We start from the raw sequence: 24,106 nt of genomic DNA, 5'->3' as shown, positions 1-24,106 counted from the left end.
CCTAACTGAAGCGGAGCAGGGTGGTCAGGTGTCCTGGAGTGCCGGAGCCGACCAGGGTGGTCGAGGGTTCCTTGCGGCCGAAGCCCGCCGAGTACCAGCCGAGCGGCGGGTCGAGCTCACCGCGGTGGGCCGTCCACGACAGCTCGGGCGGCAGTTCCAGCTCCGCGGTGTGCACCGGGGCCAAGGTACGGCCGTCGCCCGCCCAGCTCAGGTGGGCGACGTTTCCCTCGAGCGTGGCCGTGACGGCCGGGCCCAGGTGGAACGCCAGCCGCGCGGCCGGGCCGGTGTCGCCGAGCACCTCGTCGACGATCTTCAGCACCGCGCCGTCGAGCTCCACCGTGCGGCGGTGCACGGCCGGCGCGTAGCCGTCGTGGGCCGCCGACCAGCGGGACGCGCCGTCGTCCGGGGTGTGCACGCCGAGCACCTTCGTCACCGCGTGCCGGGTCCAGAGGAACGGGCCGCCGGACCCGGACTGGTCGCTTCCGCCCAGCTCGAGCGTGTTGTGGCCGAGCGTGGACCGGAAGTACGACCGCCACTGCGGCTCGCCGTGGTAGCAGAAGGTGCCCGGGTCGGCGAGGACGTCGACACCGTCGTGGCGGACCTCCACCGACAGGGCGTCGGCGTGGGCGTGCGCGGCGATCGACAGGAAGCCGTGCGGGCCACCGTCGCAGCGCGCCCAGACCTTGCCCGACCGCAGGATGGTCATCCCGGCGTCCCGCAGGTGGGCGGGGCGCCGGCCGGGGCGGACGCCGGTGACACGCGGCGTCCGGGCCGCGAGGGCGGCCAGCAGCGGGGTGCGGACGTCGTCGCCCGGCACCGGCCACCAGTCGAGGCGGCCGAACAGGGCTTCCCCGGTGGCCAGCAGCGACCCCCAGCGGCTGGTCTCGGAGCCGTCGACGATCAGGCCGAAGCCGTCGTCGGCGTCGCCCTGCCGCGGCGGCCGGAACCGGTTGTCCACAATGGACGCCAGGGCGTCGGTCATCCGGAGCAGGACGTCCCAGGTGGAGTCCGGCACCGGGGTGCCCGCCGCGTCGGCTTCGAGCGCCGCCGCCAGGCCCAGCTCCAGCACCAGGCCGTGGTACTCGGACGCGAGTTCGGCGTTGAGCCCGGAGTCGAAGGTGTTGCGGCCCAGCTGGACGTCGAGCGAGCGGGTCGCCTCGGCCCGCCAGCGCGGCGACTCCGGGAACCAGCCGAACGCGCAGGCCGCGGCCAGCAGCCCGGCGTCCTCGGCGATGACGTGGTTGTTCGCCGACGAGCCGTGGCTGCGCAGGGTCGCCAGCCAGTTCTGGTGGTGCCACAGCTGCAGGTGGAAGTCCGGGTTGTCCTCGAACAACGCCGTGACGCCGGCCCAGCCGTCGAGCAGGCGGCGGACCCAGACCCACGACAGCAGCCGGATGCCCAGCTCGATCCCGCTCACCCAGTGCGGCCCCTGCAGGGGCGGGTTGGCCGCCCACCAAGACCGCAGGTGGGCGGCGACGCGCTCGGCGTACGCCTCGGTGCCGGTCAGGGCGTACGCCGCGGCCAGCACGGTGAGGTGCTGGTGCCGCGACGGTTCCCAGATCTGCTTGATGTCGCCGACCGTGTCCTCCGACCGGTACGGCACGTCGAAGGCGTAGACGTCCAGCGGCGCGCGGCGGCCGGTCTTCGGGTCGAGCGCCCAGTCCGGGTCGGCCATGTCTTCGCGGAGGACGCCGAAGTACTCGGCGCGGCCGGCCATCAGGCCGTCGGCCGTGGCCAGCAGCCGCGTGACGGCCTCGCCGGAGACCTTGCCGAGAACGCCGTCCGGCAGCTGGGCGGTGAACCGTGGGTGTGACGGCCGCTCGGGCGGCGACGGCAGCGCCGAGCGCCACTGCCGCTGGAAGACGGCGTGCCGAGCGCGGCCGACGACCTCCGCCGGCCCCATCCGGGACAGCCGGCGCAGGTACCAGCCGGGACCCATCATGCCGGGGCACCCGCCTTCCGCGGGAGCTCGATCCGGACCGGCGCCGAGTTCGCGACGCTGGTCTGCGCGGCGAGCGTGGCCAGCGTCGTCGCGGCCAGCGAAGCGACCGAGATCGGCATCGGGCCACCCGTGCGCACGGCTTCGAGGAAGGCGTCGACCTCGGCGGCCTGGCCCTTGTCGCGGCCCTTCGGGATCCGCGAACTGGCCCACTTCTTGCGGGAGTACACCGAGGCACGGACGTAGTCGTCGAACTTCAGGACCTTGCCGTCGGCGGTGACGTCGAGCGTCTCCTTCGGGAAGCCCGACGAACCGCTCTCGGCGTAGGTGATGACCGCCGTGGAGCCGTCCGCGTAGCCGAGGGTGACCTGCAGGTCCGTGCCGCCGGTCGCGTACACCGAGACCGGGTCGGCGTCGAGCAGCCAGCTCACGGTGTCGATGAAGTGGCCGCCTTCGCCGGCGAAGCGCGAGCCCTCGGTGGCGGTCTGGTTGTACCAGCTGCCGTGGTCGAGGCGGCCGGCGTTGACCAGGTACCGGACCGTCGCCGGGCCGACGCGCGGGCCGAACTGGCCGCGGGCCTCGTGCAGCAGCGGTGCGAACCGGCGGTTGAAGCCGACCTGCAGCCGGTCGTTGCCGGACTCCTCGATCGCGTCGAGCACCTTCTGCAGCTCGGCTTCCGACAGGGCGAGCGGCTTCTCGACGAACACCGTCTTGCCCGCGAGCAGCGCCTGGCGGGTCAGCTCGGCGTGCGAGCTGTGGCGGGTGACGACGAAGACGGCGTCGATCGAGTCGTCGCCGAGCACGTTGTCGATGTCGGTGGACGCCTCGGCGAAGCCGAACTTGCGCCGGGCGTTGGCACCGGACAGCGCCGACGTCGTCGCGACGTGCTCGAGGTGGACGTCCTCGCGCTCGGCGAGGTGCGGCAGCAGCATCGAAGACGCGTAGTTGCCGGCCCCGATGAAGCCGAGGCGCACCGGCTGCCCGGCCGGGCGCGGCGCAGCCTTGTGCTCGACGAGCCCGACTCGCGCGGACGTCACGACCGGCTCGGTCCTCGCGACCGCGTCGGGGTAGCGGAACAGCACCGCGACAGCCTTCAGCTCGCCGTCGTTGAGCGCCTTGTACGTCTCGACGGCCTCGGAGAAGTCCGAGACGTGCGTGATCAGCGGCTCGACGTCGAGGCGGTCGCGGTCGATCAGGTCGATGACGCACTCGAGGTTGCGGCGCTCGGTCCAGCGGACCTGGCCGATCGGGTAGTCGCGCCCTTCGAGCTCGTACGACGGGTCGTAGCGGCCGGGGCCGTACGAGCGGGAGAACCGGACGTCCAGTTCCTTCTCGTAGTAGGCGTTCCACGGCAGGTCGAGCTTGCACTTGCCGATGTCGATCACGCGGCCTCGGTCGCGCGACAGCTTCGCGGCCAGCTCCACCGGGTCGTTCGTGTTGCCGCCGGCCGCGAGGTAGGTCTGGTCGACGCCCGCGCCGTGCGTCAGCTCGTCGACCGCGGTGTCGACCACGCCGGAACCCGGGTGGCTGCACACCAGCGCGCCCAGGCTCTCGGCGAGCTTGCAGCGATCCGGGTCGGGGTCGACGCCGAACACGCGCACGCCGGACGACACGAGCAGCTGCACCACGAGCTGGCCGATCAGGCCGAGCCCGATCACCAAGGCGACGTCACCGATCTGCGGTTCGCCGCGGCGCACACCCTGCATCGCGATCGAGCCGACGGTGCCGAACGCCGCGTGCCGCGGGTCGACCCCGGCCGGGACGCGCGAGTAGAGGTTCTTGGGCACCCAGTTCAGTTCGGCGTGCAGCGCGTGCTCGTTGCCCGCGCAGGCCACGAGGTCGCCGACCGCGACGTCCGTGATCCCGTCGCCGACCTGCTCCACGATGCCGCACAACGAGTATCCGAGGGGCGTGTATGAGTCCAGTTTGGACGTCACCTTGCGGTAGGTCGCCGAGAGGCCGTTGGTCGCCACGCTCTGGACGACCTTCGCGACCTGGTCGGGCCGGGCTCTCGCCTTGCCCACCAGCGACAGGCTCGCCTCGGACACCTTCATCATCTCGGTGCCGGTCGAGATCAGGGAGTACACCGTGCGGACGAGCACGCCGCCGGCCTTGCACGCCGGCTCCGGCACCTCGAGCAGTGCCAGTTCACCACTCTTGTAGTTCTGAACGACCTGCTTCACTTCGCTCCCGCCATCGCATTCCGGTACCAGTACTCAAGGGTCAAGATGTGCCAGAGGTGCTTGCCGCGGTCCTCCTGGCCGGCGGCGTCCTCGGCGACCATCCGCTGCAGCGCCTCACGCTGCAGGAAGCCGGACTCGACGAGCACACCCTCGTTCACGACTTCCCGCACCAGCGGCGCCAGGTCGCGGCTCATCCACGCCCGCAGCGGCGCGCTGAACAGGCCCTTCGGCCGGTGCACGATCTCGCTGGGCAGGATGTTCAGCGCCGCGTTCTTCAGCGCCACCTTGCCGGCGCGGCCGACGATCTTCTTGTCCCCAGGGATCTTGAACGCCGCCCGGACGACCTCGACGTCGACGAACGGCGTCCGCACCTCGGTGGACGCGGCCATCGTCGAGCGGTCGGTGTAGGTCAGGTTCAGGCCGGGCAGGAACAGCCGCGAGTCCGCCAGGCACATGCGGTTGACGAAGTCGTCGAGCGCCTGGTCGTTGTAGGTGTCCGCGTGCTCGGTGAGGACGTCGTCGACCGTCGGCGCGAGGTCCGGGTTGAGCAGGCCGAGCAGCTCCGCCTGGTCGTACATCGTGTAGCTGCGCCGGAACGCCGTCTCCTCGGGCAGGCCGGCGAAGGAGAGGAACCGCTTCGCGAACCGCACCGAGCGGTAGCCGCGCTTGGCCGACGCGACGGGCAGCCGGTCGACCAGGGACTCCACCGGACGCCGGACCGCGCCCGGCACCTTGTGGTAGCGCAGGGCGATCAGGTTCGCGAGGTGCTTGCGGTAGCCGGCGAACAGCTCGTCGGCACCCATGCCGGAGAGCATCACCTTGACGCCGGCGTCCCGCGCGGCCGAGCAGATCAGGAACGAGTTGATCGCCGCCGGGTCGCCGATCGGCTCGTCGAGGTGGTAGGTCATCTTCGGCAGCAGGTCGAGCACCTGCGGCGCGATCTCGATCTCGTGCAGGTCCACGCCGAACTGCTGCGCCACGATCCGGGCGTACTTCAGGTCGTCCGGCATGGCCTCGAACTTGGCGTCCTCGGCGCGGAACCCGATGGTGTAGGCGGAGATCCCCGGCCGGGATCGCGCGGCCAGCGCCGTCAGGTAGCTGGAGTCCAGGCCGCCCGAGAGGAACGTCGCGACCGGGACGTCCGAGATCAGGTGCTTGGCGGTCGACTCGGAGATCACCTCGTGCAGGTCGACCTCGCCCTCGAAGGCCGCGCCCTCCTCGGCGACCTCCCGCAGCGACCAGTAGCGGCCGCGGTCGACCTGGCCGTCCGGCCGGCAGCGCAGCCAGGTGCCCGGCTGCAGCTTCTCCGCGCCCTGGTAGGCGCAGCGGCTGTCCGGCACCCAGTAGTAGAGCAGCGACGCGACCAGCGCCGCGTTGTCGATCTGCAGCGACCCGCCCAGCTCACCGGCCAGCGCCTTCAGCTCGGACGCGAAAGCGACACCGCCGTTTCGCCGCACGAAGAAGAGCGGCTTGATGCCCAGCTGGTCGCGGACCAGGAACAGCTCGCCGGTGCCCTCCTCGAACATCGCGAAGGCGAACATCCCGCGCAGCTTCGGCAGGCAGTCGGTGCCCCAGCGCCGCCACGCCTGCAGCAGCACCTCGGTGTCGGACGTGCCGCGGAAGCGCACGCCGGCACCCTCGAGCTCGGCCCGCAGTTCCGGCGCGTTGTACAGCTCACCGTTGTAGCTCAGCGCGAGGCCGTCGAGGACCATCGGCTGGGCGCCGGTCTCGGTCAGGTCGACGATCGAGAGCCGCCGGTGTCCCAAGTGGACGTCGCCGGAGCCGGCGCCGCCGACGCCGTGGTCGTAGCGGCCGGAACCGTCCGGCCCGCGGTGGGCCAGCGTCTTCGTCAGCCGGTCGGTCAGCGGTCCGCCGTCCGGCCAGAGGTAGGTGCCTGCGATGCCGCACATCTCGAGTGGGTTCCCCTTCGTCGCGGCGCGGGGTCAGGAGACCTCCGCGCTCTTTTCGGACTCGAGCTCGGCGTTCAGTTCGCCTTGGTGCGTCGGCTCGCCGTGGTCGCGCTTGAACGGCGTCGGCCGCTTCGGCTTGACCGGGGCGAACTTCTTCGTCGGCGCGTCCGCGTGCGGGACGCTGACGCTGCCGGGTTCCGGGACCTTCTGGTCCTGCGGCTTGGGCGGCACCGGCTTGGACTGCAGTGGCGCGGACTGCAGGGGCTTGGGCGGCAGTGGCTTGGGCTGCAGCGGCTTGGCGACCGACGGGACCATCGGCCGGACCGGCGCGAACATCCGCGTCGGCGGATCCACCAGCGCGACGCGCTCGGCGACCCGGGCCGCCAGCTCGTCGATCCGGTCTTCGCGTTCGTCGACGCGCGGCGCCGCGGGCGCCAGGCCGGCGCGGCCGCGCAGCGCGGTGTGCAGGCCGTCCCACAGCGTCCCGTCGGACTTGTCGCGCGGGTCCGGGTCGACCAGCACCACACCGAGGATCGGGATCTGCTGGTCGGCCAGCTGCCGCGCGACCGTGTGCAGCCACAGCGTGTTCGCGTGCCCGGCCTTGACGACCAGCACGGTCTCCGCGCCGAGGTGCTCCAGGTCGGTCCACGCGGTGCCCGGGGACACCGTGCCGACGCCGACCCGGCGTTCGCCGTCCTCGGCCTCCGGGTCGCCCGCGCCGAGCACGGTGACCTGGCTCTTGGTCTCGCTCGCCAGCTTGCGGACGTCCTCGCCCGGCAGGTCGTCCACGACGCTCGCGCGGCCGTCCTCGCCGAGCTGCTCCGCGACGTCGAGGGCGAGCGCGGCGGCGATCTTCGGCGCGCCGAGCTCCAGCAGCGACACCTCGGTGACGTCCTTCTGGATCGCGCGGACCAGCGTCGTGGCGACGCGCTTGCGTTCCGAGACCGCGCGGGAACGCTGCCACAGCCGGGCCGGGCCGCGGCGCTTCGACGGCAGTTGGGCGATCACGGACGCGCCGAGGTGCGTCGAGATCTCGCGGCGCAGCACCGGCCGGTCACGCGAGACCGCGCCGATGCCGGCGAACGCGATCCCGAGGGCCAGGCCCAGCGCGAACCCGATGCCGGCGTTGGTCGCGGTCGTCTTGAGGAACGCCTTCGGCAGCGCGCGGGGCGCGTCGACGATCTGGGTGCCGGCGGCGACCTGCGGGCTGCCGATGCCGGCCTGCTGGGCGCGGGAGTCGAAGTCCGAGACCTGCGACGCCAGTGCGGCACGGCGGCCGTAGAGGCCTTCGAGGGTGCTCGCGTTCGCGTTGCGGCCCTTGCCGGTCTCGTCGGCGATCTGCGCGTCGACCTTCGTCAGCTCGTCCTGGGCGTTCTTGCGCTGGTCGAGGATGGCCTTCGACTGCGCGGCCGCGGCGGCCTGGCTGCGCTGCACGTGGTCGGCGATGAACGTGTCGGCCAGCGCCTTGGCCTGCGCGACAGCCTCTTCGTCGGTCTTGGCCTTGACCGTGATCTGCATGACGTTGTTCGTCACCGGCAGGCCCGCGTAGTTCTTCATGAACTCTTCGGGCGATTCGGTGCTGTTGAGCTTCTTCAGCGCGCCTTCGGCGATCTGGGTGGTCGACAGCACCGCGACGTCGGTGCGCATCAGCGTGCCGCTGTCGGTCGGCGAGTCGTCCTGGTGGACCACGATCACCTTGGCGACCGCGGTCGGCGGGGCCGGCAGCAGGATCGCGACGAGAGCGCCCGCGATCAGCCCGAGCAGCGCCGTGGCCAGCCAGAACCGCTTGCGGCGGCGGATGGCGACGAACACCCGCGCCAGGTCGACCAGCGGAGCGGCCGGGGTTTCCGATGTAGTCGTCACGCCGAACCTGCCAAGGCTTTCTCGGTGGTGTTTTCTGGGGCTTCCGCCGCGGGTTCGGCGACCGGCTCACGGGGCCGGACGGGATGGGTGAGAACCGCGCCGATGATCTCCCGCCCGGCTTCCGAGCAGGCCTCGGCGAGGGAGACGAGCTCCCACGCGGTGCGGCTGGCCGTGCTGAGCACGACCAGCACGCCGGAGCTCGCCGCGGCGTCCGGGACGGTCGGGCGGCCGGGGGTGACCTCTTGGACGCGCAGCGGCAGCGACATCTCGTCGGCCAGGGCGGCCAGCTGCGTCGCGGCCAGCCGGGCCGTCTCGTCGTCGTCGGCCACCAGCAGCAGGATGTCGGCGGGGCCGGTGGCCACCCGGGCCAGTACCCGGCGGTACCGGATGCCGCGGTTGACGTCGTCGGCCGAGGTCGCCACCGGCGGCAGCACCCACGGCCGGTCGCCGCCGAGCAGGCGCCGCACCTTGCCGTACAGGCCGGTCGCCGGGAGGCGGTCGCCCGCCGGGGTCGGGACGTCGACGCCGGCGAGGATCGGCGAGCCGAGCGCGGACGCGATCTCCGGCTCGCCCCGCAGCCGCCGGTCGGCACGTGCGGTGAAGAGGTGCCCGAAGACCCCGATCAGGAAGAACAGCACGGCACCACCGGCGGCCAGCTGCGTCATCGTCGGGGCGGCCGGACCGGTCGGGCGCTCGGAGGGGCCGAGCACCACGGTGTTGCCGATGCCGGTCGCGAGGTCGGCCTGGTTGAGGTCGTTGATGGCCTGCTCCAGCGACGTCCGCAGGCCTTCGAGCTGCGTGCGGACCTGGACGCTCTCGACGGTCAGGTCCCCGCCGACGCTCTTGGCGAGGTCACTGATCTTCTGCGTGGTCAGCTGGACCTGCTGGCGCAGTGTCTCGCGCTGCTCCTGGGCCAGCTGCACCGAGGCGTCGGCCGAGTTGCTGGCGAGCTGCCCGGAGTACTTGACGAACTGCTGCGCGACCTGGTCGGCGAGCTGCTGGGCGTGCTCGGCGGTGTCGGCCGAGACAGTGAGCGTCACGACGTTGCCGTTCGCCACCGACGCCGTGACCTGCTTCTTCAGGTCGGCGCCGCTCGGGTGCCACGGCAGCTGCACGGCGGCCCGGTCGAGGACGACCGAGCTGGTCGCGACCTCGGCCTGGGTGAGCAGCTCGTCGGCCTGGCGCGGCCCTTGCAGCAGGACGCTGGACGAAGTCTGGTACCCGGGTGAGAAGAGCACCGAGGCGCCGGCGCCGACCGCCCCGCCCAGGACGGCGAGAGCGACCAGCAGCCGCCAGCGCCGGCGGAGAACCTGCCCGATCAGGCTCAGGCGCACCGTGTCGTCAGTCAACGGCTGGATCTCCATTCCTGAGGCGAGTACGCCGAACGGCTTCAGTGGATCGGCCGGTTACCCCAACCGTCGTCCGGCCGGGACCATTGGTTACACGTCCGGTGACTTCTTGACCGAACGGCGATCAGGAACCGAGTGCGTGCTCGTACGCGGCGAGGAGGGCTTTCGCCGAGTTCTCCCAGGACAGCGGGCCCGCGACCCGGGCCTGGCCGAGCTTACCCATCCTGACCCGCTCCTCGGGGTCGTCGAGCAGGCGCGAGACCAGGGCCGCGAACTCCGTTTCGTCGTTCGCCGGGGCGTACACCGCGGCGTCGCCGGCGGAGACGCGTGCCTCCCGCAGCTCGAACGAGACGATCGGCTTGCTCATCGCCATGTACTCCATGACCTTGTTCATCGTGGAGACGTCGTTGAGCGGGTTGAGCGGATCCGGCGACAGGCAGACGTCGGCGGTGGACAGGTACCGGACCAGGTCCTCGTCCGAGATCCGGCCGGTGAACTCGACCTGGTTGGCCAGCCCGAGCTTCGCCGAGAGGGCGACCATGTCGTCGAAGGCGTCACCGGAGCCGACGAACACGGCGTGCCAGTCGGTGCGGCCGACCTCGTCACGCAGCTTCGCGAGCGCGCGCAGGGCGTAGTCGACGCCGTCCTGCGGGCCCATCACGCCGAGGTAGGCCAGCAGGTACGGCTTGCCCTTCTTCAGCTCGGGCTCGACGGGGACCTCGTGGAACCGCTCGACCACCGGGGCGCTGCGCACCACGAAGACGTCCTCGGGCCGCTTGCCGCCGCGGATCCGGGCGACCTGCTTGTAGCTCTCGTTCGTCGAGATGACGACGTCGGCGGCGCGGTAGGTGGCGCGCTCCAGCGCGCAGACCCCGCGGTACAGGAGGTCCTGCCCGCGGTCGAAGCGCGACAGGTACAGCTCGGGACAGAGGTCGTGCTGGTCGAAGATGAACTTCGCGCCCTGGCGCTTGAGGACCTTCGCGACCAGGTACAGCAGGTCCGGCGGGTTGCAGGCGTGCACGACGTCGACCGGGCCGATCTTCCGGGCCAGCCGCAGCGTGTGCCACAGCGCGCTGCCGTACTCCTGCAGGTACCCGGCCGGGCCGCCGGTCGCGGCCTTCAACGGATAGCGGTGGATGTGGACGCCGTCGATGACGGCTTCGGCCTCGGTGTCGCGTTTCGTGCCCTGCGGGCAGATCACGTGCACCTCCCAGCCGGCGTCGCGCAGGGTCGTGGACTCCTGCCAGACGCGCCGGTCGAAGGGCACCGAAAGGTTTTCGACGAGGATGAGCGCTTTACCAGGCAAGGCCGGCGTATCCCTCTTCAAGGCGACGCTTCTCGGCGTCGGGCAGGCGGACGAGGTCGATCAGCACCCGGTCGCCGCCGTGCGGCAGGGCCGCCAGCACGTCCGGGTCCTTGCAGCCGACGATCACGACGTCGGCGTGGTCCATGACTTCCTGGACGGATCCGGCGAGCAGTTGCCCGAGGTGCGGGAGCCGGCCCTCGATGTACTCGCGGTTCGCGCCCATCAGCCGCGAGAGGCTGACGTTCGCGTCGTAGATCTTGAGGTCGTAGCCCTTGCCGAGCAGCTTCTCGGCCAGCTCGACCAGCGGCGACTCGCGCAGGTCGTCGGTACCCGGCTTGAACGACAGCCCGTACAGCCCGACCTTGCGCTTGCCGGTGCGCGCGACCAGGTCGAACGCCCGCTGCAGGTGCTCTTCGTTGGAGCTGAGCACGTGCGACAGGATCGGCACCTTCACGTCGGCGCGGTGCGCGGCGTAGACCAGCCCGCGCAGGTCCTTCGGCAGGCACGAGCCACCGAACGCGAACCCGGGCTTCAGGTAGGCCGGGCTGATGTTGAGCTTGGTGTCGGCGAGGAAGACGTCGATCACCTGGTGCGAGTCGAGGCCGAGCGCGCGGCAGATCGAGCCGAGCTCGTTCGCGAACCCGATCTTCAGGCCGTGGAAGGAGTTGTCGGCGTACTTCGTCATCTCCGCGACCGGGATCGGCACGCGGAAGACCGGGCCGGGCAGGCCCTCGTAGAGCGCCGCGACGGCGTCACCACTGGTGGCGTCAATCTCGCCGATCACGGTCTTCGGCGGGTCGAAGAAGTCGCGGACGCTGGTGCCCTCGCGCAGGAACTCAGGGTTCACCGCGACACCGAAGTCGACACCGGCCGTGCGGCCGGACGCCTTCTCCAGGATGGGAACCAGCAGGTCGAGGCAGGTACCGGGCAGCATCGTGCTGCGGAAGACGACGGTGTGCCGCTCGGTCTTCTTCGCGATCGCCTCGCCGATCTCCTCGGCGACGCGCTCGAGGTAGACCGTGGAGAGGCTGCCGTTCGGCGCCGATGGCGTACCCACGCAGACGAGCGAAATCTCGCTGTCGGCGACGGCTTCCGCGACGTCGGTCGTGGCTCTCAGCGCCCCGCTCGCCACGACTTCGGCGGTCAGCTCGCCGATCCGCTCCTCGACCACCGGGGCCTTGCCCTGGGTGATGAGGTCGATCTTGACCGGGTTGACGTCCACGCCGACCACCCGGTGCCCCTGCCCCGCCAAGCACGCCGCGGAGACACATCCGACATAACCGAGCCCGAAGACACTGATCTTCACGCCAAAACCTCCGCTTTTCCCACGCGACCCATGAGTTGGTCGGCGGGCCCCCCTGGATCGTTACCGCGAGGGCCGCGAACGGGGTAATGCGTGTGACGGCCGTGAGGCGCAACAGTTTTCGGGTAAGAATCGCGTCTCGATTCGCCCGGGAATTGCATCTTGCAGGTGGGCGGGCAACGCGTTCGGCGCGGTTCCGGTCAGCGTTCCCCGAGAAGGCGTTTCCGTTCCGGGGTGTAGGTCCACCACGGCCGGGGCGGCGCGCCGCCGGCCTGGTCGACGGCCGACATGAAGGTGTCGAGCACACACGGGTCGTGCCGGTGCCCGTCGGTCGCGCAGAGGCGTTCGTACAGCTCGACGGGATCGCGCCCGGCCAGCTGGGCGGGTTCGGTGATGCCGAGCCGGCTGAGGTCGCGGACCATCGCCGGGCCGATGTTGGCCAGCTTCAGCAGTTCGCTCATGGGCCCAGCACAGCAGCCGGGGCCGGCCCGTGTCTTGAACGGATCGGCCCCGGACGCGCGTGCGTCAGTTGTTGTTCACGAAAGTCGTGGCGAGGCTTTCGCCCTTGCTGATCGCATTGGTGTGGTTCTCGATCGGCGAGACGGTCGAGTTCTTGAAGCAGATGTACGTCACACCGGAGTCGGTGCCGCCGTTGGACGGGTCGGGGTTGATGCCGAGGTCCTTCGCCGTCGCGTAGGAGGCTTCACCGATGATCTGGGTCGGGCCGGTGTCGCCGATGACGGCGTACTCGATCTTGCCGTTGTAGATCACCGCGCAGGAGCCGCCGCCCTTCAGCTGCGACGAGGAGTACTTCCAGATGCTGCTCGAACTCGGCACGACGATGTAGGGCAGCTTCGCGGCGCTGAGCGGCTTGCCGTCGGACTGGTGGAACGCCGTGTCGTCCTGGTAGCAGCAGTCGGTGTTCTCGTTGCACTGCGTCGTGCGCTGGCCGTCGCAGTCGATGTCCATGTCGGCCTTCCAGAAGACCGCGCCGTTCGCGTCGCAGACGGCGACCGTCTTGGCCGAGACGTCCTCGTCGGTCTTGTACTTGCCGTTGGAGATCTGGTGGCAGCTGGTGGTCTTGGCCAGCAGCTGGGCCGCGGTCGGCCCGGCTTCGACGGAGGCCGGCGCCGCGGCGGGGGCCGGGGCCGCCGACGCGAGTGCCGAGGGCATCACGGCCGCGGCAAGCGCCATGGTCGCGAGCAGGATCAGTTTCCGCATTCCTGGTGCTCCCTTTAGTTAGGAAACTTTCCTTACGGCGGCGAGGCACACAGGATGCACCCGGACCGTGACGGGTTCAAGACCCAGAGGTACGAGAATTTCCCAGCATCCGGCGGGACTTGACGAAAACCCTGCTCACCGGACGCGGTCCGCGCGGAAACCGGGTTGGCGCCGTGTTCCGGCCATCGGGAAGTCCGATCGACGGTCATACCGGCATACCGATTTACCGGCTGACAAGCTCATGCAGCTGCGATCAAACTGTCAGGCAGACAACCCGTCTGACGGTTATACCGACTAACCGTCCCCCAGCCGGCAAGCCCACCGACGCCCAGGCGCGCGGCCCGGCTACGTCCACCCGGTCAGCAAGCGCAGAGCCAGTGCCGGCGGCGTACAGCCAGCCCGGCAGCCAGAATGACGGTTATACCGACTACCGGTCATACCGACGGCCGTCGGACCGACCAACCGTCAGACAGGCAACCCGTCTGACGGTTATACCGACTAACCGTCAGACCGCCGAAACAGCCGCCCCCACCAGCCCTTGCGGAGGCCTCCCGACAGAACCCCGTCGAGCCAGGCGTCGTCAAGGTCGTGACGCAGCTCCGTACGTGCCTGCAGCCAGCCGTCGCGGCTGGTTTCGCCGCCGTCGCTCGTGTACACGCGGGTTGCGCCCGCCTGCTTGAGCCGTGCCAGCACCCGTCGGTCGTAGGCGCCGAACGGCAGCGAGTACCGCCGCACCGGCTTGCCGCACAGGTCGCCGAGGAGCTTCGGCGCCTCCGTCAGCTCCCGACGGGCGTGGCGGTCGTCGAGCCGGCGCCAGTCGCGGGGTTCCCAGCCGTGCGAGCCGATCTCCATGCCGGCGCGGGCGAGCTCGCGCAGGGCGTCGCGGTCGAGATAACCGCGCTGCCCGAGACGGCCGGCGAGCGGGAAGAACTCCGCCGTCAGCCCGCGCTCGACGAGCCGGGGCAGGGCGATCTCGACGTCGGACTCGTTGCCGTCGTCGAAGGTGAGGTGGACGTCGTCGCGGTCTTGGACCGCGTCGAGGATGCGCTCGAACTGCTCGACCGTCACCCAGCGCTCGTTCTCCCCCGGCTCGAGCTGGCGAGCCGGCCGGCCGATCCCGTGCATGGCGAGGTTCACCGCCACCGCTCCACCCCCTGCCACCGCACGTAGTCGAGCTATTACCTCGATTAATCGCGGAAGCAAACGGGTGAGTTACACCCTTTTTCCGGCAATCAGCCTTTCCGGATCTCCATCGTGCAGCACTTCGGTCCGCCACCGGCTTTCCGCAGCTCAGAGATGTCGACGTAGACCGGCTCGTACCCTCGGGCGGCGAGCAGTTCACCCAGTCGTGTCGCCTCGACCGGCAGCACGACGTTCCGGCCGTCGGACACCCCGTTGAGCCCGAAGCACTCGGCGTCGGCCGCGGTGGCGAGCACGGCGTCCGGGAACAGCCGCTCCAGCACGCGGCGCGAGCCCGCGGAGAACGCCTCCGGGTAGTAGACGATCTGCGCGCGGGTCGTGTCGGTCGATTCGGCGAGCACGAACAGCGCCGTGTCGAGGTGGTAATAACGCGGGTCGACCAGGTTGAGCGAGACGACCGGGACGCCGAGCACCTCCTGCGCCTCGGCGTGCGCGGCGGGGTCGGTGCGGAAGCCGGTGCCGGCCAGCAGCAGGCTGCCCGTCCAGGCGAAGTCCCCCTCGGCTTCGTTGATCTTCTCCGGCATGGTGATGTCGCGGTAGCCGTGCTCGACGAACCAGCGGCGGAAGTGCTCGGCCTCGGCGGAGCGCTGCGGCGCGCGGAACCGCGAGCCGAGGACGCGGCCGTCGACGACCGTGCCGGAGTTCGCGGCGAAGACCATGTCGGGCAGGCCGGGCTGGGGCTCGATCTCCTCGACGGTGTGGCCGAGGCGGCGGTAGGTGTCGCGCAGCTCGGTCCACTGCGCGACGGCGACGTCGGCGCTGACCGGCTGGGTCGGGTCCATCCAGGGGTTGATCACGTAGTCCACCGCGAAGAAGCGCGGCGGGCACATCAGGTATCGGCGGGTGGTCGGTACACGAGTGGCCAAGGGCTGTGATCCCTGCATGATTGCAGGGTAAGTGCTGCCTAAACTCGCAATCAATCGCTGTTCGCTGCGCGTATCTGTGCTAAATGTTGCGTGTGAACACCATCGACCAGCGAATCGTTTCGTGTCTCGTGGCGAACGCGCGATCGAGCTACGCGGAGATCGGCAAGGTCGTCGGACTCTCGGCGCCGGCGGTCAAACGGCGGGTCGACCGGCTGCTCGAAACCGGCATCCTGCGCGGCTTCACGGCGGTCGTCGACCCGGAGGCGCTGGGCTGGGGCACGGAGGCGTTCGTCGAGGTCACGTGCCAGGGCAACATCACGCCGGCCCGCATCCGCGCGCGGCTGGAGCCGCTGCCGGAGGTGGTGGCGGCGTACACGGTGTCGGGCGCGGCGGACGCGATCGTCCACCTGCGCGCGGCCGACATCCACCACCTGGAGACGGCGCTGGAGCGGCTGCGCGGGCTGGAGATCGTGGACCGGACGGTGTCGACGGTCGTCCTCTCCCGGCTGCTCGAACGGCCGCCGACGCCGGAGGAGTGACGCCGGAATCCGCCGTTCGCCGGGCCGGGCGTCGGACGCCGGTCGCACGTCGCCCGCTGGTCGAAGGGCGAAAGATGAACGAACGCGGGGCGGCGCCCCCCGCTTTCCAGCGTAGCGGCGGGTACCGACGGTTTCAGGTGCCGAGCGCGCGCAGGACCGCCGGGGCCTCGTCCGGGTGCAGGCGCAGCTCGGTGCGGCCCGCGTGGAACGTGATGGCCTGCTCGTCCACCGCCTGCATCGTCAGCTCGCCCGGCTCGAACGCCGCCGGTGGGCGGCCCGGGGCCAGCCACCGGACGCGGCCGCCGCCCACGTGCAGCCTGCCCTGCTGCTCGCGGCCGTCCGTCAGGTCCGGGTCGCGCAGCACGCACGGGATCTTCACCTGCTCGCCGCGGGCCAGCGCCTCCTGACGCGCCTTGCGGCGGCGGGCGCCGAAGAACTCGGCCGTGTCGACCATCGTCAGCACGTGGCCCGCCAGCACGATGAACCCCCGCACCAGGGCTCCGACGAGTTCCCCCATACCTCCAAGTCATACCCGAGCACGGCGTCGGCCGCCCCGTGCCACCCTTACCCCCATGACCGACAGCATCGTCAGCGAGCACGCGGGCGGCGTCGCCCTGCTGACCGTCGACGCGCCCGGCAGCCGCAACGCGCTCACGCTCGAGCTGTCCTCGCAGCTCGCGGCGGCCGTCGCGGCCGCGGAGCGGGACGAGTCGGTGCACGCCGTCGTGGTCACCGGCACCCCGCCGGCCTTCTGCGCCGGCGCCGACCTCGCCGCGCTGGGCGCCGCCGACGAGGCCGGCCTGCGCGCCATCTACGAAGGCTTCCTCGCCGTCGCGCGCTGCGCCCTGCCGACGATCGCGGCGGTCGGCGGCGCGGCCGTCGGCGCCGGGCTGAACCTCGCGCTCGCGGCGGACGTCCGGCTGGCCGGGCCGCACGCGAAGTTCGTCGCCCGGTTCCTGGAGCTGGGCCTGCACCCGGGCGGCGGGATGACGTGGATGACGCAGCGGCTGGCCGGCCCGCAGCAGGCCGCCGCGATGACGTTGTTCGGCCGGCCGCTCGACGCCGAGGCGGCGGTGCGCGCCGGGCTGGCGCTGCGCGTGGTCGAGGGCGAGCACGACGAGCTCGTGGCCGCGGCGCGCGAGCTGGCGGCCCCCGCGGTCGCCGCGCCGCGCGAGGCCCTGCTCGCCACCAAGCGCAGCCTCCGGACGACGGCCTCACTGGCCGCGCACGCCGACGCCGTCGACGTCGAGATCGAGCCGCAGCTCGCCTCGCTGGCGTCCCCGGAGTTCGCCGAACGACTGGCGGCGATGCGAGCGCGGATCCGGGCGCGGCCGTGATTCCCAGCAGATGGACGCGACGCGCGAGACACGCGTCACAGCGTTCGAAAAGATATTCCCGTTACCATCGGTAACAGGTATTTGTCGGACCAGCACAGAAGAACCACCAGCGCAGCCGAGAGGTCGTTCGACTGTAGGGACACTGGGAACATCGTGGTCATGCGCGAGCTAACCTCGTGGTAGGGCCTGGTGCCCCGAATGTCACGACACCGGGCAAGAGCGACCGAAGGCCGCATCGTCGGGAGAGAGGGAATCCCTGACCCATGAGCACGAGTGCGAACGGCAACGGCGCTGGTCACGGCTCGCTCGCCGCGACCAGGAAGACCGAGGTCAGCAAGCTGGACCGGGTCGTCATCCGGTTCGCGGGCGACTCGGGTGACGGCATGCAGCTGACCGGTGACCGCTTCACGTCAGAGGCCGCCGCGTTCGGCAACGACCTGTCGACCATGCCGAACTTCCCCGCCGAGATCCGCGCCCCGCAGGGCACGATCCCGGGCGTCTCCTCGTTCCAGGTCCACTTCGCCGACTACGACATCCTCACCCCCGGCGACCGGCCGGACGTGCTGGTGGCGATGAACCCGGCCGCGCTCAAGGCGAACCTCGGCGACGTGCCGCGCGGCGGCACGATCATCCTCAACACCGACGACTTCATCAAGCGGAACCTGACCAAGGTCGGCTACGCCACGGACCCGCTGGACGACGACACGCTCACCCCGTTCCAGGTGCACCGGGTCGCCATGTCGACCCTGACCCAGGGCGCGCTCGCCGACACCGGACTCGGCAAGAAGGACGCCGAGCGCTGCAAGAACATGTTCGCCCTCGGCCTGCTGTCGTGGATGTACCACCGGCCGACCGAAGGCACCGAGCGGTTCCTGCGCGAGAAGTTCGCGAAGAAGCCGGACATCGCCGAGGCCAACATCCTGGCCTTCCGCGCGGGCTGGAACTACGGCGAGACGACCGAGTCGTTCGCGACGACGTTCCAGGTCGCGCCGGCCAAGCTGAACCAGGGCACCTACCGGCAGATCACCGGCAACACCGCGCTGGCCTACGGGATCGTCGCCGCCGGACAGCAGTCCGGGCTGCAGATCCTGCTCGGCACCTACCCGATCACCCCGGCCTCGGACATCCTCCACGAGCTGTCCAAGCACAAGAACTACGGCATCCTCACCTTCCAGGCCGAGGACGAGATCGCCGGCATCGGCGCCGCGCTCGGCGCGTCCTACGGCGGTGCGCTCGGCGTCACCTCGACGTCCGGCCCGGGTGTCGCGCTGAAGTCGGAGACCATCGGCCTCGGCGTGATGATGGAACTGCCGCTGGTCGTCATCGACGTCCAGCGCGGCGGCCCGTCGACCGGCCTGCCGACCAAGACCGAGCAGGCCGACCTGCTGCAGGCGATGTTCGGCCGCAACGGCGAGTCGCCGGTGCCGATCATCGCGCCGCTGTCGCCGGCGGACTGCTTCGACGCGGCCATCGAGGCCACCCGGATCGCGCTGAAGTACCGCACGCCGGTGCTGCTGCTGTCGGACGGCGCGATCGCCAACGGCTCCGAGCCGTGGCTGATCCCGGACGTCGCGACGCTGCCCGACCTGCGCGTCGAGTTCGCGACCGAACCCAACTCCGACAACGACTCCGGCGAGTTCTGGCCCTACGTCCGCGACCCGGAGACCCTCGCCCGCGCCTGGGCGATCCCGGGCACGCCCGGCCTGCAGCACCGCATCGGCGGCCTGGAGAAGGCCGACCGGACCGGGCACATCTCCTACGACCCGGACAACCACGACAAGATGGTCCGGCTGCGGCAGGCGAAGATCGACGGCATCGACGTCCCCGACGTCGTGGTCGACGACCCGAGCGGCGGCAAGGCCCGGGTGCTCGCGCTCGGCTGGGGCTCCAGCTTCGGCCCGATCGGTGCCGCGTGCCGCCGGGTGCGCAAGCTCGGCATGCCGATCGCGCAGGCCCACCTGCGCCACCTCAACCCGCTGCCGTCGAACCTGGGTGACGTGCTCCGCTCCTACGACAAGGTCGTGGTGCCGGAGATGAACCTCGGTCAGCTTTCTCTGCTACTGCGCGCGAAGTACCTGGTGGACATCCACTCGTACACCAAGGTCGCCGGGATGGCGTTCAAGGCCGAAGAGCTGCAGAACGTGTTCTCGGAGATCATCACTGGGGTTACGGAGGCCGTGAAGTGACTGCGATCGACCTGGGGCTGCCGACTCTCGGCGGTCTGGATCTCGTCCCGACCACCGACGAGCCGCAGAAGGCCAAGGACTACAAGTCGGACCAGGAGGTCCGCTGGTGCCCCGGCTGCGGCGACTACGTCGTGCTCAACGCGGTCCAGTCCTTCTTGCCCACGCTCGGCCTCAAGCGCGAGAACATCGTGTTCGTGTCCGGGATCGGCTGCTCGTCGCGGTTCCCGTACTACCTGAACACCTACGGCATGCACTCGATCCACGGCCGCGCGCCGTCGATCGCGACCGGCCTGGCGACCACGCGGCCGGACCTGTCGGTGTGGGTCGTCACCGGTGACGGCGACGCGCTGTCCATCGGCGGCAACCACCTGATCCACGCGCTGCGCCGCAACGTGAACATCAAGATCCTGCTGTTCAACAACCGGATCTACGGGCTGACCAAGGGCCAGTACTCGCCGACGTCGGGGCCGGGCATGGTCACCAAGTCGTCGCCGATGGGTTCGGTGGACACGCCGTTCAACCCGCTGTCGCTGGCCATCGGCGCCGAGGCGTCCTTCGTGGGCCGCGCGATGGACTCCGACCGCAAGGGCCTCACCGAGGTCCTGCAGGCCGCGGCGCAGCACCGCGGGTCGGCACTGGTGGAGATCTACCAGAACTGCCCGATCTTCAACGACGGCGCGTTCGACGTCCTCAAGGACGCCGACGAGGCCGCCGCCCGGCTGATCCCGCTGCAGGCCGGTGCGCCGATCCGGTTCGGCCCGAACCAGGAGTTCGGCGTCAAGCGCGGCGACTGGGGCGGCTTGGACGTCGCCAAGGTGGCCGACATCGGTGAGGACAACATCGTCGTGCACGACCCGACGATCACCGACACGTCGTACGCGTTCGCGCTCTCGCGCCTCGGCGACCAGAGCCTGAACCACGTCCCGACGGGCATCCTGCGCCAGGTCGAGCGCCCCACCTACGACGACGGCGCCCGCGCCCAGGTCGAGGAGGCCCGCGCGGCCCGCAAGCCGGACCTGCAGGGTCTGCTGCGCGGCAAGGACACCTGGACGGTCGCGTAACCCGAGAGGCCACCTCAGCACGAGGTGGCCTTTTTGGTGTTGCCTGATTGGGACGCTTGTCCTAAGTTTTAGGTCAACCGACCTGAGGAGGTGGTGCGGGATGGCCGCACCGTTCGTGTTCTTCGACGTCCGCACGTCCGATGTGGACGGAAGCAAGCGGTTCTTCGCCGAGCTGCTGGGCTGGCAGGCGAGCGGCCCGCTGCTCACCGAGGACGGCGCGCCGTGGGGCGGCCTCACGGAACTGGCCCCGGACGACGAGCGCGCGCCGCAGTGGCTGCCCTACGCCGCGGTGTCCGATGTGGACACCGCGGCGGCGAAAGCGGTGGAGCTGGGCGGAAAGCTCGTGCGCGAACGCACGGACCTGCCGGTCGGCTCGCTGGTCGTCGTCACCGATCCCGGCGGGGCCGCGATGGTGCTGTTCCAGGCGGCATGAACGCTCAGACGATCGGGCGGAACCCGACGCGCTCGGCGTCTTCGGCGGTGCGGAACCAGACCTCGGCCACCATCTTCGGGAACTGCTCGGACTCGTCGGTGCAGTACCGCAAAGCCGTGACGCTGGCCTTCACCTCGAAGGCGTCGCTGGGCCGGCCGCCGCCGGGGCGGGGCATGGCCGAGCCGGGACCGAACGGGCCGGGCGGAACCGAATCCTCGGCCGTCTCCCGCGCGGGCGGGGGTGGGGGCGGCTCCGGCGCGACGCCGACGGCCGTCTGGTTCGGCTGCACCGACGGCTCGAACAGCGAGCCGCTGTGCGCGCCGGACAGCTCGGGGTCGCGGCGCTCGACCGTGCGCATCGACGGCTGGATTGGCTGCGGGGCGTCGAACCCGCCCCGCACCGACCCCAGGCCGCGCGGTTGGCGCTTCGGCAGCACCTGCGTCGCCTCGGCCGGGGTCTCCGGCGGCACGTCCAGCTCACCGTCGGACGCGTCGTCGCCCGCGAAGGCGTACTGCGGCGTCTCGTCGTCCTCGGGCTCTTCCTCGCGGACCGAACCCGGGTGCGCGCTGATGTAGCGGGTGCGCTCCACCGGCTCTTCGAACGCCGACCGCTGCTCGGCCGGCTGGTGGTCGAACCAGTCCGGGTCCTGCGGTCGGGGCTGCGGCTCCGCGCCCGGCGGCCGGAACAGCGACCCGGCGGTGTCCGGCTCGAGCTGCTGCTCCAGCTGCGAAAGCGCCGGGGCGGCCTCGGGCTCGAAGTGCTCGTCGTCCTCCGGGCTCAGGTACTCGGACGCGGCCGTGCGGTACGGGTCGTCCGGCTCCGGCTCCGCGACCGGCGCCATCACCTGCGTCGCCGACGCCGGGTAGGCGTCCTCGGGCTCCGGCTCGGGTTCCGGCCGGTAGTCGGGCGCCGGCGGGGTCCGCGGCGGCACCTGCGAGTCCAGCTCGGCGAAGTCCTGGTCGATGTCGTCGTGGACGTCGTCGAGGCTCACCGGCGACGCGACCAGCGTCCCCGGGTACGACGTCTCCTGCGGCCGGGCCTCTTCGTACGGGTTGTGCTCGTACCGGCTCTCGTCGTCGTCATAGGACGGCGCGGGTCGCGTGAAGCCCTCGGCGCCCGAGGTGGCCAGCCCGGCGGCGTTCGCGGGGGTGCGCGCGGCGTCGGCGTGGGCCTGCGCCAGCGCGCTCTCCAGCTTGCGGACGCTCTTGCGGAGCGGCAGCACCAGCACCAGCCAGGTGAGCAGTACCCCGACGAAGAACGCCGCGAGGCTCCACAGCCAAACCTGTCCGAAAATGGACATCTATCCCTGCCCCTAGTTCAGTGCGTGCGCGCGACCAGGTAAGCGGCAACCGACTCGCAGGCGTCCCGTGCGGGGGACGCCGGCAGCGCGGTGAGCTCGGCACGCGCGCGCTGAGCGTAGTCGGAAAGGGTGACGCGCGCGCGTTCGAGTCCGCTACTCGCGCGCAGCAGCTCGAGTGCTTCCTGGACGAGGTCGTCGTCGGCGATCGGCCCGGACAGCAGCTCGACCAGCCGGGGGTCGGTCCCGGGGTCGGCCAGCGCGTACAGCATCGGCAGCGTCCGAACGCCTTCACGCAGGTCGGTGCCCTGCGCCTTGCCGAGCTCGTCGGACGCCGAGGCGATGTCGATGATGTCGTCGGAGATCTGGAACGCGGTGCCGATGATGTCGCCGAACCGGCGCAGCGCCTCGATGTGCTCGTCGGCGGCGCCGGACATCATCCCGCCGAACCGGCCGGACGTCGCGATCAGCGAGCCGGTCTTCTGCGCGATCACGGTGAGGTAGTGCGAGACGGCGTCGTCACCCGGTCCGGGGCCGACGGTCTCGCGCATCTGCCCGGTGACCAGCTCGCCGAAGGTCTCGGCGATGATCCGCGCCGCGTCCGTGCCGAGGTCGGCGACCAGCCGCGAGGCGTGGGCGAAGAGGAAGTCGCCGGTCAGGATGGCGATGGTGTTGTCCCAGCGCGCGTTGACGCTCTCGGCGCCGCGGCGCATGTCCGCCTCGTCCATCACGTCGTCGTGGTAGAGCGTGGCCAGGTGCACCAGCTCGACCGCGGCGGCGGCGATCACGACGTGGTCGTCCTGCTTCGGCCCGAACTGCGCGGACAGCAGGGTGAACAACGGACGGAAGCGTTTGCCCCCCGCCTCGACCAGGTGCAACGCGGCGTCGTTGACGGCCTGGACGTCACTGCGCACGACCTCGCGCAGCAGCTTCTCGACGTCGGCCAGCCCGGCGGCGATCGAGCGCAGCAGGGTCTCGTCGGCGATCTGCAGGCCAACCGACGAGCGCAGGTCCTCGAGGGCGCCACCCGGCGCAGCGGGGAGGGATCCCGCCCCGGGGGCTGGGGAAGGCACAGACACGTCGGCTCCGCTCTACTCGTGCACCGGTCGGGTTCTCCCCTGAGCGTAGTGGCTGCCCCGCGTCACCGTTTACCCGCTGTCCTGCGGAAACGGTGACGAACATGACACCGCGGCGGCGCTTGATCCCGACGCCCTCGAGGCAGGTCGGGCTGACCACGAGATCGCGGTACGGGCACCGCTCGCGACGTCGAGCCGGACACGTATCCGGATACCGCGGGGATCACCCAACGGGTGGTTCATGATCCACGAAGGGGTGATCAGCGGTTTCGGACGCAACGGGCGGCTCGGACAGGCGGATATTCACGGCGTGGAAGAACTGCCGAACCCGACAGCTCTCCCGGTCAGCAAGGAGGACAGCGCAATGCGCACTATCGCGAGGCGAGCGGGGCTCGCCGGAACGCTGTTGGTGGCCGGACTCGCTGTGGCCGTGCCGGCTCAGGCCGCGCCGCAGCCGGGTGTGGCCCAGATCGGTTCGGCCGACTTCACGAAGGCCGGCTCGACGATCACGGTGCCGGCGCAGGGCAAGTGCTCGGTGGCCGGCCCGACGACCGCGACGGCCCAGTCGGTGTCCAAGACGGGCATCACGTTCGGCGGCGGCACGTCGTCCTGCACGACGACGGTGACGGACCCGAACACGGACGCCACGACGACCACCTCCACAGCGACGGGCAAGAACTTCGAGCTGTCGGCACTGGTGAGCGCGGGCGGACCGCGGATCAAGCTGTCGACGTTCAAGGTGACCTGCACGGCGACCCACACACAGACGAACGCCGGCTGGACGTACGGCGGCATGAGCGGCATCCCGAACCCGCCGAGCCCGGTCCCGGTGGGCTACGTGTCCCCGATCAAGAAGTCGAACGGCACGGTGCTGGCGAACGCGGTGTTCAACACCCAGAACCTCCCGGGCGACGGCAGCATCGGCCTGACGATGCTGCGCATCAACTTCCTCCCGGCGTCGGGCATCACGGGCCAGGTGATCCTGGGCCACACGTCCTGCTCGCCGACGCCTTAGGTCACTCGAGGGCCGCGGCCGT

General features: G+C 70.8%; 20 protein-coding genes. 6 read left to right on the top strand and 14 right to left on the bottom strand.

All coding sequences use genetic code 11. The annotated features are described in order from the left end of the window. Position 1 precedes the first annotated feature (1 nt). From ACGFMK_RS04465 to ddaH, 11 genes are all read right to left on the bottom strand, one after another. On the bottom strand, positions 2 to 1,942 hold the full coding sequence (locus ACGFMK_RS04465; RefSeq protein WP_392758345.1) for an alginate lyase family protein: 1,941 nt from the start codon (positions 1,940 to 1,942) through the stop codon (positions 2 to 4). Next, the gene (locus ACGFMK_RS04460; RefSeq protein ID WP_392758343.1) at positions 1,939 to 4,122 is read right to left on the bottom strand and encodes a bi-domain-containing oxidoreductase; all 2,184 of its coding nucleotides are present in this window, start codon (positions 4,120 to 4,122) and stop codon (positions 1,939 to 1,941) included. The genes ACGFMK_RS04465 and ACGFMK_RS04460 overlap by 4 nt, the downstream gene beginning before the upstream one ends. After that, positions 4,119 to 6,032, bottom strand: a complete 1,914-nt coding sequence (gene asnB / locus ACGFMK_RS04455; RefSeq protein WP_392758342.1) for an asparagine synthase (glutamine-hydrolyzing) — start codon at positions 6,030 to 6,032, stop codon at positions 4,119 to 4,121. Before asnB ends, ACGFMK_RS04460 begins: the two co-directional genes overlap by 4 nt. A 33-nt stretch (positions 6,033 to 6,065) precedes the next feature. Continuing rightward, on the bottom strand, positions 6,066 to 7,895 hold the full coding sequence (locus ACGFMK_RS04450) for a Wzz/FepE/Etk N-terminal domain-containing protein (RefSeq protein WP_392758340.1): 1,830 nt from the start codon (positions 7,893 to 7,895) through the stop codon (positions 6,066 to 6,068). Further along, entirely contained in the window at positions 7,892 to 9,259 is a 1,368-nt protein-coding gene (locus tag ACGFMK_RS04445; RefSeq protein ID WP_392758338.1) for an exopolysaccharide biosynthesis protein, read from the bottom strand. Before ACGFMK_RS04445 ends, ACGFMK_RS04450 begins: the two co-directional genes overlap by 4 nt. A gap of 109 nt (positions 9,260 to 9,368) precedes the next feature. Further along, complete coding sequence (locus tag ACGFMK_RS04440) at positions 9,369 to 10,550, bottom strand: glycosyltransferase family 4 protein (RefSeq protein ID WP_392758336.1); 1,182 nt, start codon at positions 10,548 to 10,550, stop codon at positions 9,369 to 9,371. After that, positions 10,540 to 11,856 (bottom strand): nucleotide sugar dehydrogenase, encoded by a 1,317-nt coding sequence (locus ACGFMK_RS04435; protein WP_392758334.1) that lies wholly within the window; start codon positions 11,854 to 11,856, stop codon positions 10,540 to 10,542. Before ACGFMK_RS04435 ends, ACGFMK_RS04440 begins: the two co-directional genes overlap by 11 nt. A 197-nt stretch (positions 11,857 to 12,053) precedes the next feature. Next, positions 12,054 to 12,314 carry a helix-hairpin-helix domain-containing protein gene (locus ACGFMK_RS04430; protein ID WP_392758332.1) on the bottom strand — a complete coding sequence of 87 codons (261 nt, stop codon included), beginning with the start codon at positions 12,312 to 12,314 and terminating at the stop codon, positions 12,054 to 12,056. Between the two features lie 64 nt (positions 12,315 to 12,378). Next, positions 12,379 to 13,074 (bottom strand): glycoside hydrolase family 75 protein, encoded by a 696-nt coding sequence (locus ACGFMK_RS04425; RefSeq protein WP_392758331.1) that lies wholly within the window; start codon positions 13,072 to 13,074, stop codon positions 12,379 to 12,381. A 498-nt stretch (positions 13,075 to 13,572) separates the two neighbouring features. Continuing rightward, the gene (locus tag ACGFMK_RS04420; RefSeq protein ID WP_392758625.1) at positions 13,573 to 14,199 is read right to left on the bottom strand and encodes a polysaccharide deacetylase family protein; all 627 of its coding nucleotides are present in this window, start codon (positions 14,197 to 14,199) and stop codon (positions 13,573 to 13,575) included. A gap of 107 nt (positions 14,200 to 14,306) precedes the next feature. Then, entirely contained in the window at positions 14,307 to 15,158 is an 852-nt protein-coding gene (gene ddaH, locus ACGFMK_RS04415; protein WP_392758329.1) for a dimethylargininase, read from the bottom strand. 74 nt (positions 15,159 to 15,232) lie between these two features. Here ddaH and ACGFMK_RS04410 point away from each other — a divergent pair, with 74 nt between their 5' ends. Continuing rightward, on the top strand, positions 15,233 to 15,679 hold the full coding sequence (locus tag ACGFMK_RS04410; RefSeq protein WP_026468878.1) for an Lrp/AsnC family transcriptional regulator: 447 nt from the start codon (positions 15,233 to 15,235) through the stop codon (positions 15,677 to 15,679). A 133-nt stretch (positions 15,680 to 15,812) separates the two neighbouring features. On the opposite strand, the gene ACGFMK_RS04405 is transcribed toward ACGFMK_RS04410, so the two are convergent. Further along, complete coding sequence (locus ACGFMK_RS04405) at positions 15,813 to 16,196, bottom strand: hypothetical protein (protein ID WP_392758327.1); 384 nt, start codon at positions 16,194 to 16,196, stop codon at positions 15,813 to 15,815. A 55-nt stretch (positions 16,197 to 16,251) separates the two neighbouring features. On the opposite strand from ACGFMK_RS04405, the gene ACGFMK_RS04400 reads away from it, so the two are divergent. The 4 genes from ACGFMK_RS04400 to ACGFMK_RS04385 all read left to right on the top strand — a co-directional run bounded on the left by ACGFMK_RS04400 (position 16,252) and on the right by ACGFMK_RS04385 (position 20,696). Beyond that, entirely contained in the window at positions 16,252 to 17,016 is a 765-nt protein-coding gene (locus ACGFMK_RS04400) for an enoyl-CoA hydratase (protein WP_392758326.1), read from the top strand. Positions 17,017 to 17,279: 263 nt separating this feature from the next. Further along, positions 17,280 to 19,202 (top strand): 2-oxoacid:acceptor oxidoreductase subunit alpha, encoded by a 1,923-nt coding sequence (locus ACGFMK_RS04395; RefSeq protein ID WP_392758325.1) that lies wholly within the window; start codon positions 17,280 to 17,282, stop codon positions 19,200 to 19,202. Continuing rightward, positions 19,199 to 20,263 carry a 2-oxoacid:ferredoxin oxidoreductase subunit beta gene (locus tag ACGFMK_RS04390; protein WP_392758323.1) on the top strand — a complete coding sequence of 355 codons (1,065 nt, stop codon included), beginning with the start codon at positions 19,199 to 19,201 and terminating at the stop codon, positions 20,261 to 20,263. The genes ACGFMK_RS04395 and ACGFMK_RS04390 overlap by 4 nt, the downstream gene beginning before the upstream one ends. A gap of 100 nt (positions 20,264 to 20,363) precedes the next feature. Beyond that, positions 20,364 to 20,696 carry a VOC family protein gene (locus tag ACGFMK_RS04385; protein ID WP_392758321.1) on the top strand — a complete coding sequence of 111 codons (333 nt, stop codon included), beginning with the start codon at positions 20,364 to 20,366 and terminating at the stop codon, positions 20,694 to 20,696. A 4-nt stretch (positions 20,697 to 20,700) separates the two neighbouring features. Here the strand turns inward: ACGFMK_RS04385 and ACGFMK_RS04380 are convergent, their stop codons facing one another. Beyond that, positions 20,701 to 21,996, bottom strand: a complete 1,296-nt coding sequence (locus tag ACGFMK_RS04380; protein ID WP_392758319.1) for a hypothetical protein — start codon at positions 21,994 to 21,996, stop codon at positions 20,701 to 20,703. A gap of 17 nt (positions 21,997 to 22,013) precedes the next feature. Next, entirely contained in the window at positions 22,014 to 23,066 is a 1,053-nt protein-coding gene (locus ACGFMK_RS04375; RefSeq protein ID WP_392758623.1) for a polyprenyl synthetase family protein, read from the bottom strand. 367 nt (positions 23,067 to 23,433) lie between these two features. On the opposite strand from ACGFMK_RS04375, the gene ACGFMK_RS04370 reads away from it, so the two are divergent. Continuing rightward, positions 23,434 to 24,084, top strand: coding sequence for a hypothetical protein (locus ACGFMK_RS04370; protein WP_392758318.1), 651 nt, complete (start codon positions 23,434 to 23,436; stop codon positions 24,082 to 24,084). Positions 24,085 to 24,106: the final 22 nt, after the last annotated feature.

Source organism: Amycolatopsis sp. NPDC049252 (assembly GCF_043197175.1).
Lineage (GTDB): Bacteria > Actinomycetota > Actinomycetes > Mycobacteriales > Pseudonocardiaceae > Amycolatopsis.
This window is presented reverse-complemented; position numbering and strand designations above follow the sequence as displayed.